This window comes from Chromobacterium sp. FG89 (assembly GCF_057808735.1).
This window is the reverse complement of record NZ_JBMDIQ010000005.1, coordinates 128,326-142,927: the sequence shown is the minus strand read 5'-3', so window position 1 is coordinate 142,927 and position 14,602 is coordinate 128,326. Positions and strand designations below refer to the sequence as shown.

Genomic DNA, 14,602 nt, shown 5'->3' with positions numbered 1-14,602 from the left:
GTATGACGGTCTAGCCCTGTTGCGCCGCCGGCTTGGGCCGCGGCTTGCGCACGGTGTGGAACAACACGACCAGCAGCAGCAGGAAGGGCAGGCCAAAGACCAGGGTCAGCCGGAACACCTCGGTGAAGGCGGTGGTGATCATGATCGCCAGCATCAACACCAGGCCGGCCAGCGTGGTGTAGGGAAACAGGCGCATCTTGAACGGCAGATCCAGGCCGCCGGCCTGATCGTGATGGCGGCGGAAACGCAGATGGGTGTAGAAAATCATCAGCCAGGTGAACAGCGCGCCGAACATCGACAGCGCGATCATCAGCGTGAACGCCTGTTGCGGAAACAAGACGTACAGCACCGCCGCCAGCGCGATGCCGCTGGTGGACAGCAGGAGCGCGTTGACCGGGATGCCGCGCTGGTTCAGTTTGCCCAGCCCGATCGGCGCGTCACCGGCGCGGGACAGGCTGAACATCATGCGGGTGGTGATGTAGAGCTGGCTGTTCATCGCCGACAGCGCGGCCACCACCACCACGAAGTTGAGAATGCCGGCGGCGTAGGGGATGTTCAGCACCTGCATCACGGTGACGAAGGGGCTGTTGCCGGCGCCGATCCGGCCCCAGGGCACGATGGCGATGATCAGGCTCAAGGACAGCAGGTAGAACACCACCAGCCGCGCGATGGTGGCGCGGAAAGCCTGGCGCACCGCCTGTTCCGGGTTTTCCGCCTCGCCGGCGGCCACCGCGATCATCTCCACGCTCAGATAACTGAAGATGGAGATCACCACCGCCACCCACATGCCCCAGACCCCGTTGGGGAAGAAGCCGCCGTCGGCGCTGAAGTTGCGCGCGCCGTAAGCGGGGTTGCCGCTGCCCCACACCACATAGCAGCCCATCAGGATGAAGGCGACGATGGCGAAGATCTTGATGGTGGAGAACCAGTACTCCACCGTGCCGAAGGCCTTGACGCTGGTGGCGTTGACGCCGATCAGCGCGCTGGAGAACAGCAGAATCCAGATCCAGGGCGGGGTGTCGGGAAACCAGTAGCGCATGTATTCGGCCACGGCGGTGATTTCGGTGCCCACCGCCAGCACCACGCAGGCCCAATAGCTGTAGCGCACCAGGAAGCCGGCCAGCGGGCTGACGTAGTGCTCGGCGTAGGCGCCGAAGGAGCCGGAAGTGGCGTGCGCCACCGTCATCTCCGCCAGGCAGCCCATCAGCAACAGGGTGATCAGGCCGCCTATGGCGTAACTGAGCACCACGCTGGGGCCGGCGAAGCCGATGGCGAACTTGCTACCTAGGAACAGACCGGTGCCGATGGCGCCGCCGATGGCGATCATGCTCATCTGTCCGGCGCTGAGCCGGCGCTGCAGGCCCTGTTCCCTATCCTTGATGTCCTGGAAACTGCTCATGATGTTCTCCTCTGTCTATGCAGCGCGGTCTGGCGGGATCTGACGTCCCTTGCGCTATGGCGCCGCCGCGCGGGGCTGCCGGCGGCGGTTTGATGCGGCGCGCGGCCAGGCCGCGCGCCATGCAGGTTTTGAACAGCTCTCAGAACGTGCTGACGATCTCGCGAGCTAGGGCGAGACAAGGCGAAAACGAGCGAAAAAGCGGAATGTATGAGGGGTACATGAGCATTTTGAGCTTGTATTCACCGTGCAACGCTCCACGAAGCGCAGCAGATCGTAAACAGGTTCTCAGGTCACCGCGCCGCGGCGGTGGAACTCAGGTTTATCCCAGCTGCCGCTGTCCAGAATCTCGCGCAGGATTTCCACCGAGTCCCAGATGTCGGCATGGCTCAGGTAGAGCGGAGTGATGCCGAAGCGCAGCACTTCCGGTTCGCGGTAATCGCCGATGACGCCGTTGGCGATCAAGGCCTGCATCACCGCGAAGCCTTGCGGATGGCGGAAGCTGACGTGGCTGCCGCGGCGCGCGTGCTCGCGCGGGGTGATCAGGGTCAGCGGGTGGCAGCCGCAGCGCTGTTCCACCAGCTCGATGAAAAGATCGGTCAGCGCCAGCGATTTGGCGCGCAGCTGCTGGGCATCCACCTGGCGCGCCACGTCCAGACCGCATTCCACCAAGGCCAGCGACACGATGGGCTGGGTGCCGCACAGGAAGCGGCGTATGCCCTGGGCCGGCGCGTAGTCGGCCGCCATCTCGAAGGGCTTGGCGTGGCCCCACCAGCCGGACAAGGGCTGCCAGAAAGCATTCTGATGGCGCGGGGCCACCCAGATGAAGGCGGGCGAGCCCGGTCCGCCGTTCAGGTATTTGTAGGTGCAGCCCACGGCGAAATCGGCGTCCGCGCCGTTCAGGTCCACTTGCAGCGCGCCGGCCGAGTGCGCCAGGTCCCAGATCGCCAGCGCGCCGCGCTGATGGGCGCTGCGGGTGACCGCGGCCATATCGTACAAATAACCGGTGCGGTAATTGACGTGGGACAGCAGCAGCACCGCCACGTCCTCGTCCAGCGCCTGTTCCAGCGGCAGCGCCTCGTCGATCAGACGCAATTCATAGCCCTGCTGCAGGAATTCGATCATGCCCTGGATCATGTAGAGATCGGTGGGGAAGTTGTCGCGCTCGGACAGGATCACCTTGCGCTCCGGATGAGCTTGCCGCTGGATGCGCAGGGCCGCCGCCAGCGCCTTGAACAGGTTCAGCGAGGTGGTGTCGGTGACCACGGTTTCGCCGGGGCCGGCGCCCAAGAGCGGCGCCAGCTTGTCGCCCAGACGCGCCGGCATGTCGAACCAGCCGGCGGTGTTCCAGCTGCGGATCAGATCATGGCCCCATTCGCCGGTGATCACCTGCCGGCTGCGCTCCAGCGCGCCCTTGGGCAGCACGCCCAGCGAGTTGCCGTCCAGATAGAAAGTGTTGGCCGGCAGGTCGAACCGCTGGCGGAAGCCGGCCAGCGGGTCTTGCTGATCGGCGATGAGACAAGCTTCGCGAGTGTGTTTCATGGCGGGTCCTACACGAGAGGGGTGGAAACGGGCAAGGGCCGCAGCACGGCGCGCACCGGGCTGGCGTCCAGATTCATCAACTTCAGCGGCAGCGCGATCAACTCGTAATCGCCCTCCGGCGCGTGATCCAGCAGCAGCTGTTCCAGGATGGCCATGCGCTGGCGGGCGGTGGCGTGATGGGCGTCCATGGTCTTGCTGTCCATCGGGTCCAGCGAGGCGGTGTCCACGCCTATCAGCCGCACGCCCTGGCCGCCCAGCCAGTCGATGGCGGCGGCCTCCACGCCGGGGAAGTCCGCGTCCCAGGCCTCCAGCGGATAGCGCGCGTAACTGCGGATCAGCAGCCGCGGGGGCAGCGGGCCGGGCCGGGCCTCAAGCCGCGCGCGGATCTGCTCCAGCCGGATTAGCGGGCCGGGGGACAGGCAATGGATCAGCCGGCACGGCCCCAGATAGGCGTCCAGCGCCACCTGGCCTATGCCCTGGCCGGCGGCCTGGAAGTGAGCCGGCGCGTCGGCGTGCGCGCCGCTGTGAGGCGACAGCGTCAGCCGCGCCACATTGACCGGACAGTGGGCGTCCAGCTGCCAGGCGGGGCTGGCGTCGAAGGCGGTGTCGCCGGGCCAGACCGGCAGGCCGGCGCGCAGCGGGGGGCTGATATCGAGCAACATGGAACGGTTCCTGAGCGGTAAGAAGCCTGGAATCATGCTAGCACCAAGGCATCCGCCAGAAATTGCAAGTTGGTCTTGCTAATGGCATGCTTTTCGCAGGAACTGCAGCGGAGCAGACAGATAACGATGGGAAATTGCAAATGCAGCTTGACGCGATAGATTGCCGGATTCTTTCCGCATTGCAGCACAACGCCAGGCTCAGCAATCAGGATCTGGCCGACCAGGTGGCCCTGTCTCCGTCCGCCTGTCTGCGGCGGGTGCGCGCGCTGGAAAGCCAGGGACTGATCCGCGGCTATCACGCCCAACTGGACCCGGCCCTGCTCGGCTACGAGCTGGAGGCCATCGTCCACGTGACGCTGGATCGGGCGCGCGAAGACTGGCATGAAGACTTCATGGAGCGCATCCGGCAGTTTGAGGAAATCGCCGCCGCCTACATCGTCGCCGGTCCCAGCAACTACGTGCTGCATGTCCGTTGCCGCAATCTGGCCGCCTTCAGCGGCTTCATCGTGGAGCGGCTGAACCGCATTCCCGGCATGCGCGACATCTGCTCCTATATTGTGATGCGCACGCTCAAGGATCAGCGCTGGCAAGTGCCGCTGGACGGTAAATAGCCGCGTGCCGGGTGGGGCCGGCGCGGAGAGGGGCTTGGTATAATTACCGTTGTTAATGAGAATCATTAGCATTAACTTCGGCGCTCCTGAACCCCACCCCACCCACGCCATGAAATACCGGAGCCTTTCCGCCTGCCTGTTATTGTCGGCAGCCCATCCGCAAACCCTGCTGGCCGCCGAACCCGCGCCGCAAATGGAAACCGTCCACGTCAACGCCGAGCGCAAAGCCGCGCTCTCGCATGGCGAGGTGCTGGACGCGGAGCAATTGCGCCGCGCGCGCGGCACCGGCAACGCCGACATCTTCTCCGGCCTGCCCAGCGTGCAGGTCAACAATATCCGCAACGAAGCCGGCGCCATCGATCTGGGCATCCGCGGCCTGCAAGGCGAAGGCCGGGTGCCGGTCTTGATAGACGGCAGCCTGCAATCCACCCACACCGCCCGCGGCTACCAGGGCACCAGCGACCGCACCTATATCGATTCGGACCTGATCAGCAAGGTCAGCGTGGAGGAGGGCGCCAGCAACGGCGCCTTCTCCAGCGGCGCGATCGGAGGCCTGGTGCAGATGCGCACCTTGGGCGTCGAGGACGTGCTGCGCCCCGGCAAGGATTTCGGCGTGCTGCTGAAGGGCAGCGTGTACAACAACAACAAGACGCCCCGGGTGCCGGACGATGAGCGCGACCAGGTGTATTACCAGCTCAACAACGGCCTCAGCCCGCGCACCTTCAACAACGGCTCGGCCACGCTGGCGCTGGCCTATCGGCAGCCCGGCCTGGACGCCTTGCTGGCCTACAGCAAGCGGCGCACCGGCAATTACTTCGCCGGCAGCCACGGTTTCGACGGCTACCCGGAGGCGGTGGTGTCGCGCGGCCAGGAAGTGGTGAACACCAGTTACGAAAGCGATTCGCTGCTGGCCAAGCTGGGCTTCGCGCTGAACGACGCGCAGCGACTGAAGCTGATCTTCCGCCGCCACCGCCAGCAGGCCGGCGAACTGCTGGCCGCCTACTGGTACAAGAACTCCAACGACAAGAACTTCCAGGAACTGCCGCCGGGCGTGGAGTCCATGCCGCAATGGGCGCTGGGCAGCGCCGTCGTGCACGCCTACAGCGCCAACTACAGCTATACGCCCAGCGACAACAAGCTGATCGACCTGAACCTGGGCCTGTGGGCCACCGAGGCGGATCTGGACCAGCACAACGGCTTGTGGGCCGGCCGTCCCGGCGCGTCCTACGGCGATCAGTACATGCATGCCTACAACAACAAGCGCCATGGCTTCAATTTGCTCAACCGCTCGGAACTGGAGGCGCTGCCCTTGAGCCTGAGCTACGGCCTGGCCTTCCAGCAGGAGCGCACCCAGCCCACCAGCCGCTACACCGAGCAGCCGCGGACGCTGGTGGCCTCGCGCAACGGCGTGCGCAACGAGCGCAGCCTGTTCGGCAACGCCGTGCTGTCCTATCGCTGGGCCAGCTTCTCCCTGGGCGCGAATCTGCATGGTTCGACCACGCGCGACTATGCGACCAATCTGGAAGCGGATTACGCGCCCAAGCTGGATTTGACCGGCCAGGTCGACGTGCACCTGGCCAAGTGGCTGGATGTCTACGCCAAGGGCGGCCGCGCCTATCGCACTCCCAGCCTGTATGAAACCACCACCTCCTCCGAGGTGTTCAGCTACAACCCGTACAATCCCTTGCGGCCGGAACGTTCGCTGAACCTGGAACTGGGCTTGAAGGCGAGCTTCCAGGATGTGTTCCGCGATCAGGAACGCATCGGCTTCAAGGCCGCTTATTTCAACAACAAGGTGGCGGATTATATTTCCAGCGCCTGGCTGGACCGGACGCCGGGCATGCCGTCGTGGCAGGGCAATCTGACCTTCCTCAACTACGACAAGGTGGAGCTGCGCGGCTTCGAGTTCGGCGTGGACTACCACAGCCCGTCCTTCTTCGTGGAGGCCGCCGCCACGCGCTACCTGGACCCGGAAGTGTGCTCGGTGAACCAGGCGAGCCGGCGCGACGCCGCGGTGTGCAATCAGAACGGCTTCGCCTGGAGCCTGATTCCGACCCGCATCCCGCCCAAGAGCGTGTACGTGATTTCCGCCGGCAAGCATTGGCTGAACGGCGACCTGACCGTGGGCGGCCGCCTGAAATACCATGCCGGCAAGACCAATCCGGCCGGGTGGCTGAAAGGCACCGGCGCGCAGCCGGTGCTGGAACTGGCGTCCGAGCGGCTGGTGGACCTGTTCATCGAGTACCGGCTGAACAAGCAGGTCAATCTGAATTTCAATGTGGACAACCTGACCAACCGCTATGCGGTGGACACCGGTTCCGTGATCAGCATGCCGATACCGGGGCGGACCATACGGATGGGGATGGAAGCGCGCTTCTGAGAACCTGTTCAGAGTCCGCTGTGCTTCGTGGAGCGTTGCACGGCGAGTACAAGCTCAAAATGCTCATGTACCCCTCGTACATTCCGCTTTTTTGCTCGTTTTCGCCTTGTCTCGCTCTGGCTCGCGAGACGTTGAACAGGCTCTGAGCCGCCGGCCGCGCGTTTTTTGCCGCGGCCGGCGGGAATCTGCGCGCCGGCCGGCGGTCTGTAGACTTTATGAGCCGCATGAGGCGGCCGCTTGATTCAGGGGGATAAACATGAGCATGAAAATGAAGTTGACGCTGGGCGCGGCGGTCGTGGCCCTGGGGGCGTGGTTCTACGCGACGCCGTATTTGGCGGTGCGGGGCATGCAGCAGGCCTTGGACGCGCGCGACGCGGCCAAACTGTCCGGCTATGTGGACTACCCGGCCTTGCGCAACAGCCTGAAAGAGTCCGTCGTGCCCAAATCGGTGCTGGACCTGAACCAATCCAAGGACAAGAACCCGCTGGCGGCGATGGGCGCGGCCATTGCCGACGCGGTGGTCGCCCCGGTGGTGGACGCCATGGTGACGCCGGAAAGCCTGGCTTTGATGATGCGAGGGATCAAGCCCAAGCCGGGCCTGCCGCAAGGCGGCGCGGATGAGCCGGCGGCCGGCGGAGACGGCGCAGCGTCGACGGAGCCGCGCGCCGGCGTCGACACGGCCATGGGCTATGAAGACATCGATCGTTTCGTGGTGACGGTCAAGCAGAAAGACAAAGCCGAACAGTCGCTGGGTCTGGTGTTCAAGCGCGACGGCTGGTTGGGCTGGAAACTGTCGGCGGTGCGCCTGCCGGAATAAGAACGGCTGCTTGAGACAACAAAAAACCCGCAGAGCTCGCGCTGTGCGGGGTTTTTGATGTTTCGGCCTGCCAAAATCGCTGGTGCCCAGAGTCGGACTCGAACCGACACACCTTGCGGCGGGGGATTTTGAATCCCCTGCGTCTACCAATTTCGCCATCCGGGCGTCTTCGGCATTCCGAGAAGGAGAATAATAGCGATAGCAAATCGCTTTGTAAATCCTTTTTTCCCCGGCGCTTGGCCGCGGTTCACTCCTGCTTCAATTTAAGCGCCAAGTCGTAGAGCTGTTTGCGGTTGCCGTCGCAGATCTGCGCGGTCAGCGACGCCGCCTGCTTGGTGGGCAATTCCGCCGCCAGCAGCTTGAGCACGCGCACGGTGTCTTCCGGCACCGCGTCGTCGGCGTCCTCGCGCGCCGGCGCGGCGTCCAGAATCAGCACGATCTCGCCGCGCTGCTGATTGGAGTCGGACTCCACCCACTCCAGCATGTCCTGGGCCGGCAGATTGCGGAAGGTTTCGAAAGTCTTGGTCAACTCGCGCGCCAGCAGCAGCCGGCGCTCCGCGCCCAGCTCCGCGACGATGTCGCGCAAGGTGTCGACGATGCGGTGCGGCGCCTCGTAGCACACGGTCAGATGCGGCGCGGACAGCCATTGGCGCAGCGTCTTGCGGCGCTCGCCGCTCTTGGGCGGCAAGAAGCCGTGGAACAGGAAGGACGGCGCGGTCAGGCCGCTGGCGGACAAGGCGGCGATCACCGCGCTGGAGCCGGGCACCGGCCGCACCGGCAGGCCGGCGGCGCGCACCGCCTCCGCCAGCCGCGCGCCGGGATCGGACACCGCCGGCGTGCCGGCGTCGGACACCTGCACCACGATCTGGTCTTCGGACAGCCAGCGCACCACTTGTTCCGACATGCCGCGCTCATTGTGCTCGCGCAGGCTGACCAGGCGTTTGGCGTGAATGCCGTAGGCGGACAACAGCTGTCCGGTCACGCGGGTGTCCTCGGCGCAGACCACGTCGGCGGCGCTGAAAGCGGCCAAGGCGCGGGCGCTGATGTCGGCCAGATTTCCAATGGGCGTGGCCACCACATATAATGTGCCGCGACAGAAACTTTCCCTGGCTGATTCAAGCAGATGAGCGAACGAAGTATGCAAAGACTGACTCCGCTGTTGGTTGGCGTCTTGATGACTTGGTTGACGCCGACAATGGCGCAAACCCCGGACTATATCATCCAAAGCAATACCGCGCCGCTCAAGTTGTTGGGCCAGCAGGCGCCGAAACCGGCCGTGCCGGCGACCGCGCCGCGGGACGCCAGCGCGACGGCGGCGAAACCGCAGCCGGCCGGCGGCCGCCTGCGCGTCGGCCTGCTGCTGCCCACCGGCTCCGCCACCCTGGGCGAGGCCGCCGCGGTGGTGCGCAGCGGCGTGGAGGCGGCGGCGCGCGTGGATCAGAACGCCGAGCTGGTGCCCATAGAGGCGTCCGAGGACACCGCCGTGGCCGGCTACAAACAGGCCTTGGCCAGCGGGGTCAATGTGGTGATCGGCCCGCTGTCGCGCGGGGCCATCGCCGCGGTGGCGCCCGCGGTGACGGTGCCTACGCTGGCTTTGAACTCGATAGGCCGCGAAGTGCCGGCCAATCCCAAGCTGTTCTCGCTGTCGCTGATCGTCGAGGGCGAGGCGCGCCAGGTGGCGCGCCTGATGTACGAAGACGGCCGCGCCAACCCCTTGCTGCTGTTCGGCGCGGACAGCCTGTCGCAGCGGCTGCGCCAGGCCTTCATCGACGAATGGCGAAGCCTGAGCCGCGGCAAATCCCCGATGGCGCTGGAAGCCAAGCCGGACAGCCTGCCGGCGATTCTGCAGGCGGCGGCCGGCGCCGACGCCGTGTTCATGGCGCTGGACGCGCACGAGGCCGGCATCGTCAAGGCCGCGCTGGCGCCGGAACTGCCGGTGTACGGCACCTCCCAGCTCAACGGCCGCGGCAGCGCGGTGGCGCTGGCCGGGGTGAGGGTGATAGACATGCCCTGGTTCCTGATGCCGGAGCATCCGGCGGTGAAACGCTATCCGCGGCCGGCGGCGGCGTTGACGATGCAGACCGAGCGTCTGTACGCGCTGGGCGTGGACGCCTGGCGGCTGGCGGTGCTGCTGGCGGGCGCGCGGCAGCCGCTGGGCCTGAGGCTGGACGGCGTCACCGGCGATTTGAGGCTGGGGCGCGACCGCCTGTTCGAGCGCCAACTGCCGATGGCGGTGCTGAGCGTGGAGCAGCCGTAGTGAATCTTCAAGGCCGGCTTGCCGAGGACAAGGCGCTGGCCTGGCTGCTGAGGCGGGGCCTGACGCTGGTGGAGCGCAACTGGTCCTGCCGCGGCGGCGAAATCGATCTGATCATGCGCGATGGGCGCTACTGGGTGTTTATCGAGGTGCGCCATCGCGCCAGCGCGGCCTTCGGCGGCGCGGCCGCCAGCATAGGGACGGCCAAGCAAAGGAAACTCATGCTGGCCGCCGAGGTCTATCTGTCCCAAAAGGGAATAGACGCGCCATGCCGTTTTGACGCGGTATTGACCGTGGGCGAGGCGGAGCCGCAGTGGTTGCAGAATATTTTCATGTAGTGCGATGGGTCGACCGACCCTAAAAGATAAGGATGTCCCATGGATTTGATTGACCGCGTCAGCGGGCATTTCCTGGAAAGCATCGCCGTCAAGCAAGAGGCGATGGAGTTGTTGTCGCCGGCAATAGCCGCGGCGGCGGAACAGATGGTGGCTTGCCTGATGAACGAAGGCAAGATTTTGACCTGCGGCAACGGCGGTTCGGCGGCGGACGCGCAGAACTTCGCCGCGGAAATGGTCGGGCGTTTCGAGAAGGAGCGTCCGGGCCTGGCGGCGATTTCATTGGCCACCGACAGCTCGGTCTTGAGCGCGATCGGCAACGATTACGATTTCGACATGGTGTTTTCCAAGCAGGTCAGGGCGCTGGGCCATACCAACGACCTGCTGCTGGCGATTTCCGCGTCCGGCAACGCCGCCAATGTGATCGAGGCCATCTACGCGGCGCATGAGCGCGGCATGAGCGTGATCGCCCTGACCGGCATGGACGGCGGCAAGGTGGCCGAAATCCTGTCGCCGGAAGACATACAGCTGATTGTGCCGGCGCTGCGTCGCTGCCGGATTCAGGAAGTGCACACCCTGATGGTCCACGCCCTGTGCGACACCATCGATTACATGTTGTTGGGAGGTGAATGATGAAGCGTCGCGTATTCGCGGTATTGCTGGCTGCTGGCTTCAGCAGCGCTCTGAGCGGTTGTTTCGGCGTAGTGGCGGCGGGCGCGGCCGGCGGTGCCTTGGTGGCCACGGATCGCCGCACCAGCGGCGCCTATGTGGACGACCAGGGCATAGAATTGAAAACCGCGGACCAGGTGGGCAAGCTGCTGCCCTCGGCCCACGTCAACACCACCAGCTTCAACCGCGCGGTGTTGCTGACCGGCGAAGTGCCCAGCGAGCAGGCGCGCCAGCAGGCGGAGCTGACCGCGCGCGGCATCCCCAATGTGCGCCGCGTGTTCAACTACACCGTGGTGGCGCCGGCGTCCGGCTTCTCCGAGCGCAGCAGCGACACCTGGGTGACCAGCAAGGCGCGCACCCGTCTGCTGGACGGCAAGGGCTATAACCCGAACAACGTCAAAGTGGTGACCGAGCGCGGCGTGGTCTACATGCTGGGCATGGTGACCCAGGCGGAAGGCGCGGCGGCGGCCAAGGTGGTCAGCGAGACCTCCGGCGTGCAGAAAGTGGTGACCTTGTTCGAATACATCAACGACATCGCGCAGTAAGGCGGATGTCCCGCGATTACAAGCCCGGCTTAGGCCGGGCTTTTTCATTGTTCGGCGGCGGGGCGGCGGAGAATTCCTGGGTTTTTTAGGAAAAATCCTATGTCCGCTCGCCGGCGCTTCTGCTGCAATCTGCCTTGCTGCCGAAACCTCGCGTTTCGGCGCAATTTCTGACGCCCGGTTTTGGCTGGGCGGTACCGGCAACGCAGTTGGCAAAGATGGGCGAGGACGCGGCTTTATGAACCAGGCGGGCAAGATATCGGCGGAGGCGCGGGAGCGCATCATCGCGGCGGCGACGGAACTATACGAGAAGTCCGGCCGCCAGCGGCACCCTGCCGTCGACCAGGTCCGCCAGCTGGCGGGGGTGGACATGGACGCCGCCAGCGTGGTGCTGAAAGACTGGCGACGGGTGCAGCCGGCGACGGCGGCGGCCCTGGACGGCGAGGTGCCGGAAGGCGTCAGCCAGGCGGGGATGGCCGCGCTGGAGGCGATCTGGACCCAGGCCAAGGCGCTGGCCAACGACAGCCTGAGCGCCGCCCAGGCGGCCTGGGAGCGCGAGCGGGCCGAACTGGATCATCTGCGCGCCGAACTCGCCGGCGCTTTCGAACGCCAGGCGGCGGAGCTGGACGCCACGCGCCGCCAGTTGTCGGCCTCCCTGGCCTTGACCGCGCAGCAGGCGCAGGACCTGGCGGTGGCGCAGCCGCAGGCGGAGGCGTTTCGGGAGCGCATGGACAAGGCCGAGGTCCGGGTCGGCGAACTGGAGCGGGAGCTGTCCGAGGCGAAAAGCCTGTTGTTGCGGTCTCAGAACGAGTTGCGCCTGAGCGCCGCCGACGGCCAGGCGGCGGAAACGGCGCTGGCCAAACTGCGCGGCGAATTGCTGCAATCCAGCGCCAGCGCCGCGATGAAGGCGGAAGTGGCCCGGATCAAGATGTCGCCCAAGCCGGGCGCCGCGCCGGAGGCCGGCGAGGAGGACGAATCCTTGAAGGCCGCCTACACGCCGCAGCCCGCGGCCGAGGACATCCTGAAGTTTCGCTGATCCTGGCGCGGCTGGCGTCAGTGCTGGGGAATCAGCACGTCGGCGCACAGCACGTGCATGATCTCGTCGATTTCTATCGCCATCGAGATGGTGACGCAGGAGCGGGTGTCGGTCATGGACAGATAAGGCTCGCTCATATACAGCACGCCGGGCTGATCCACCGCGTGTTGAAAGTAGCTGCGCCGCGACCAGACCGCGCCGGTGGTGTCCACCAGCGGCGCGAACTTGGGATTGGCGGCGGCCCGCGGCTGGCGGCTGTTCAGGTTGCGGCCGATCTGGCGTCCGGCGCTGTCCAGCAGGAAGCAACGCACCACGTCGGGCAGCGCCAGCATGGGCTTGGCGGCCAGATCGAACGGCGTGCCCTGCATCAGCGAGATGGCGCTTTGCACGAAGGATTGCCGCGCCAGCTCGATCTGGCGTCGCGTCAGTTTGCGCTTGAGCAGCTCGCGCGCCATCAGCTCGTCCCAGCGTTCGTCGATGCGCGGCGTGATGACGTGGTCCTGATCCGGCTGATCGCTGGGGTGGGCGACGAAATAGCCTTGCACCAAATCGCAGCCCGATTCCAGCGCGATCAGCACGTCCTGATCGGTTTCTATCCCTTCCTCCACCACCAAGGCACCAATTTCGTGCATCAGCCGCACCAGCTTGGCCAGCAAGTTGCGGGTGCGCGGCTGGTGGACGGCGGCGCGCAGCAGGTGGCGGTCGAATTTGACCAGGTCCGGCTCCAGCTGGCAGACCCGGTCCAGATTGGAATGGCCGACGCCGAAGTCGTCGATGGCGATCAGGAAGCCGCTGCTTTTCAGCACATTGACGCCTTCGATCAAGGCCTCGTCCACTTCCAGCACATGTTCCAGCACTTCCAGCACCACCTGGCTGGGGTCCAGCCCGGCGGCCTTGATGCCGTTGGCAAGCGCCATCGCGCGTTCCGGCCGCGACAAGGACGCGGCGTCGATATTGAGAAACAGCCAGCAGGGATGATCGCTTTGCATCTGGCTGAAACGGACGGCATGGGCTTCGCTCACCGCCAGATCCAGCTGGTGGCGGCGTTCGGGCGAGACGACGGAATAAAAAGCCTCCGCCGGCGTCAGCGGGGACGTGTCCTGTCTGGCGCGCAGCAAAGCTTCCATGCCTATCGTGCGGCGATGCGCCAGACTGTAGATAGGCTGGAAGTGACTGCCGAGTTTCAAGCCGGCATGCTCGAATTCTTTCATGGAATAGCTGCCCTCCGTGGCGCGGACTCTACGGCCGGTATTGTTTTTTTGCCTGAAGCAATCGGCATTCCAGTTTAGTGCATCGCCATTAAAAATAAAAAACGGGCCATGCGGCCCGTTTGGATAAAGATGTTAAGAAGCTTGCTACTGTTGGATGCCCGCCACCAACCACTTGCCGTTGGTGCTGTCGTCCTTGATGTAGTGCCAGTATTCGGAGAACGGCTCCGCCGACGCGCCCACGGCCTCGCTGACCGTGCCGGAGAAGCGCACGCTGGCGATGTAGCGGCCGCCTTCCATGCTGGCTTCGGACAGCTGGCAGTCCAGTTGCGGGAAATCGGCCACCTCGGTGTTGGCGGCAATGTCTTCGCGCAGCGCGTTGAACAGATCCGGCGTCATGTACTTGCGCACTTCTTCCAGGCTTTCTGTGCTGTTCAGGTTTTGCAGGTGCAAGAAGGTGGCCTTGGCCTGGCGCAGGAAGTGCGGGGTCTCGGTGCCGTCCGGCAGGCGCGCGGGCGCCTCGCTGATCGCGCCGCCGCCAAAGCCGGCTTGCGCGCCGCCCAGGCCGGAGCCGATTTTCGGGATGGAGTCGAAACGGGCCGGTTCTTGATAGCCGCCCATATTCTGCGGCATGCCCGCTGCTTGCGGCGCAGCCATGGCCGGACGCGCCGCGCCGGCCTTGCGGCGGAAGAACATGTAGCCGCCTGCCAGCACCAGGCCCAGCAGGGCCAGCGTGCCCCAGGGCATGCCGCCGCTCTTCTGCGGCTGCTGACCTTGGGCTTGCGCCGCCAGCGCCGGATCGGCGTTGCCGTTGGCCGCGGCCGGCGCTTGTTGCTGGCCGCCTTTGTCGCTCATGGCGGAGCCCAGCATATAGCCGGCGGCCGCGCCCGCGGCGCCTGCGGCTACGGCGGTGCCGATGCCGGGGCCGGATTTGGGTTGAGCTTGAACCGGAGCGGGCGCTTGCGCGGGCGGCGCAACCGGGCGCGCCGGCGCTTGTTGTTGGTAAGAACGGGTGGGGGCCGAGCGCTGCATGCCGGCGCTCTTGCCTTTACCTAGGCGGGCCGCTTCCGCGAACGGAGCGGCCAACATGGAAACCATGGTGAAGGCGAGCATGATCGTCTTCGCGCGGGTGGTCATATTTGCTTTTTTC

At 65.5% G+C, this 14,602-nt stretch carries 14 protein-coding genes and 1 tRNA gene; 8 read left to right on the top strand and 7 right to left on the bottom strand.

Features of this window, described 5'->3' with window-relative positions:
• Positions 1–10 precede the first annotated feature (10 nt).
• From ACODRW_RS06890 to kynB, 3 genes are all read right to left on the bottom strand, one after another.
• Complete coding sequence (locus ACODRW_RS06890; RefSeq protein WP_227105538.1) at positions 11–1,399, bottom strand: amino acid permease; 1,389 nt, start codon at positions 1,397–1,399, stop codon at positions 11–13.
• A gap of 285 nt (positions 1,400–1,684) precedes the next feature.
• Complete coding sequence (gene kynU / locus ACODRW_RS06885) at positions 1,685–2,938, bottom strand: kynureninase (protein ID WP_488905420.1); 1,254 nt, start codon at positions 2,936–2,938, stop codon at positions 1,685–1,687.
• Positions 2,939–2,946: 8 nt separating this feature from the next.
• A complete protein-coding gene (kynB, locus tag ACODRW_RS06880; protein WP_107800973.1) occupies positions 2,947–3,600 on the bottom strand; it encodes an arylformamidase in 654 nt (217 codons plus the stop codon).
• 140 nt (positions 3,601–3,740) lie between these two features.
• Here kynB and ACODRW_RS06875 point away from each other — a divergent pair, with 140 nt between their 5' ends.
• The 3 genes from ACODRW_RS06875 to ACODRW_RS06865 all read left to right on the top strand — a co-directional run bounded on the left by ACODRW_RS06875 (position 3,741) and on the right by ACODRW_RS06865 (position 7,408).
• Entirely contained in the window at positions 3,741–4,211 is a 471-nt protein-coding gene (locus tag ACODRW_RS06875; RefSeq protein ID WP_107800972.1) for an Lrp/AsnC family transcriptional regulator, read from the top strand.
• Positions 4,212–4,320: 109 nt separating this feature from the next.
• Positions 4,321–6,591, top strand: coding sequence for a TonB-dependent receptor domain-containing protein (locus tag ACODRW_RS06870; protein WP_488905419.1), 2,271 nt, complete (start codon positions 4,321–4,323; stop codon positions 6,589–6,591).
• 256 nt (positions 6,592–6,847) lie between these two features.
• The gene (locus ACODRW_RS06865; protein ID WP_235085917.1) at positions 6,848–7,408 is read left to right on the top strand and encodes a DUF2939 domain-containing protein; all 561 of its coding nucleotides are present in this window, start codon (positions 6,848–6,850) and stop codon (positions 7,406–7,408) included.
• An 80-nt stretch (positions 7,409–7,488) separates the two neighbouring features.
• On the opposite strand, the gene ACODRW_RS06860 is transcribed toward ACODRW_RS06865, so the two are convergent.
• Positions 7,489–7,573 (bottom strand) — tRNA-Leu (locus ACODRW_RS06860).
• 82 nt (positions 7,574–7,655) lie between these two features.
• Positions 7,656–8,552 (bottom strand): 16S rRNA (cytidine(1402)-2'-O)-methyltransferase, encoded by an 897-nt coding sequence (gene rsmI, locus ACODRW_RS06855; RefSeq protein WP_488905418.1) that lies wholly within the window; start codon positions 8,550–8,552, stop codon positions 7,656–7,658.
• On the opposite strand from rsmI, the gene ACODRW_RS06850 reads away from it, so the two are divergent.
• The 5 genes from ACODRW_RS06850 (at position 8,547) to ACODRW_RS06830 (ending at position 12,244) form a co-directional block, all read left to right on the top strand.
• Positions 8,547–9,665: a penicillin-binding protein activator gene (locus ACODRW_RS06850; protein WP_253313909.1), complete on the top strand. Its 1,119-nt coding sequence runs from the start codon at positions 8,547–8,549 to the stop codon at positions 9,663–9,665. The genes rsmI and ACODRW_RS06850 overlap by 6 nt on opposite strands.
• Positions 9,665–10,000 (top strand): YraN family protein, encoded by a 336-nt coding sequence (locus tag ACODRW_RS06845; RefSeq protein WP_235085919.1) that lies wholly within the window; start codon positions 9,665–9,667, stop codon positions 9,998–10,000. Before ACODRW_RS06850 ends, ACODRW_RS06845 begins: the two co-directional genes overlap by 1 nt.
• 39 nt (positions 10,001–10,039) lie before the next feature.
• Positions 10,040–10,630, top strand: a complete 591-nt coding sequence (locus ACODRW_RS06840) for a phosphoheptose isomerase (RefSeq protein ID WP_107800966.1) — start codon at positions 10,040–10,042, stop codon at positions 10,628–10,630.
• Positions 10,630–11,211: a BON domain-containing protein gene (locus ACODRW_RS06835; protein ID WP_488905417.1), complete on the top strand. Its 582-nt coding sequence runs from the start codon at positions 10,630–10,632 to the stop codon at positions 11,209–11,211. The genes ACODRW_RS06840 and ACODRW_RS06835 overlap by 1 nt, the downstream gene beginning before the upstream one ends.
• Before the next feature lie 235 nt (positions 11,212–11,446).
• The gene (locus ACODRW_RS06830; protein ID WP_227105526.1) at positions 11,447–12,244 is read left to right on the top strand and encodes a DNA-binding protein; all 798 of its coding nucleotides are present in this window, start codon (positions 11,447–11,449) and stop codon (positions 12,242–12,244) included.
• Between the two features lie 17 nt (positions 12,245–12,261).
• On the opposite strand, the gene ACODRW_RS06825 is transcribed toward ACODRW_RS06830, so the two are convergent.
• Entirely contained in the window at positions 12,262–13,455 is a 1,194-nt protein-coding gene (locus tag ACODRW_RS06825; protein WP_107800963.1) for a sensor domain-containing phosphodiesterase, read from the bottom strand.
• 144 nt (positions 13,456–13,599) lie between these two features.
• Complete coding sequence (locus ACODRW_RS06820) at positions 13,600–14,589, bottom strand: Tim44 domain-containing protein (protein ID WP_107800962.1); 990 nt, start codon at positions 14,587–14,589, stop codon at positions 13,600–13,602.
• Positions 14,590–14,602 lie beyond the last annotated feature (13 nt).

Excerpts from the sequence above, each read along its gene's own strand:
- ACODRW_RS06870 (WP_488905419.1), top strand. The coding sequence starts at position 4,321 with ATGAAATACCGGAGCCTTTCCGCCTGCCTGTTATTGTCGGCAGCCCAT.
- ACODRW_RS06850 (WP_253313909.1), top strand. The coding sequence starts at position 8,547 with ATGCAAAGACTGACTCCGCTGTTGGTTGGCGTCTTGATGACTTGGTTG.
- ACODRW_RS06890 (WP_227105538.1), bottom strand. The coding sequence starts at position 1,399 with ATGAGCAGTTTCCAGGACATCAAGGATAGGGAACAGGGCCTGCAGCGC.
- ACODRW_RS06835 (WP_488905417.1), top strand. The coding sequence starts at position 10,630 with ATGAAGCGTCGCGTATTCGCGGTATTGCTGGCTGCTGGCTTCAGCAGC.
- ACODRW_RS06825 (WP_107800963.1), bottom strand. The coding sequence starts at position 13,455 with ATGAAAGAATTCGAGCATGCCGGCTTGAAACTCGGCAGTCACTTCCAG.
- ACODRW_RS06840 (WP_107800966.1), top strand. The coding sequence starts at position 10,040 with ATGGATTTGATTGACCGCGTCAGCGGGCATTTCCTGGAAAGCATCGCC.
- ACODRW_RS06875 (WP_107800972.1), top strand. The coding sequence starts at position 3,741 with ATGCAGCTTGACGCGATAGATTGCCGGATTCTTTCCGCATTGCAGCAC.
- kynU (WP_488905420.1), bottom strand. The coding sequence starts at position 2,938 with ATGAAACACACTCGCGAAGCTTGTCTCATCGCCGATCAGCAAGACCCG.
- ACODRW_RS06865 (WP_235085917.1), top strand. The coding sequence starts at position 6,848 with ATGAGCATGAAAATGAAGTTGACGCTGGGCGCGGCGGTCGTGGCCCTG.
- kynB (WP_107800973.1), bottom strand. The coding sequence starts at position 3,600 with ATGTTGCTCGATATCAGCCCCCCGCTGCGCGCCGGCCTGCCGGTCTGG.
- ACODRW_RS06820 (WP_107800962.1), bottom strand. The coding sequence starts at position 14,589 with ATGACCACCCGCGCGAAGACGATCATGCTCGCCTTCACCATGGTTTCC.
- ACODRW_RS06830 (WP_227105526.1), top strand. The coding sequence starts at position 11,447 with ATGAACCAGGCGGGCAAGATATCGGCGGAGGCGCGGGAGCGCATCATC.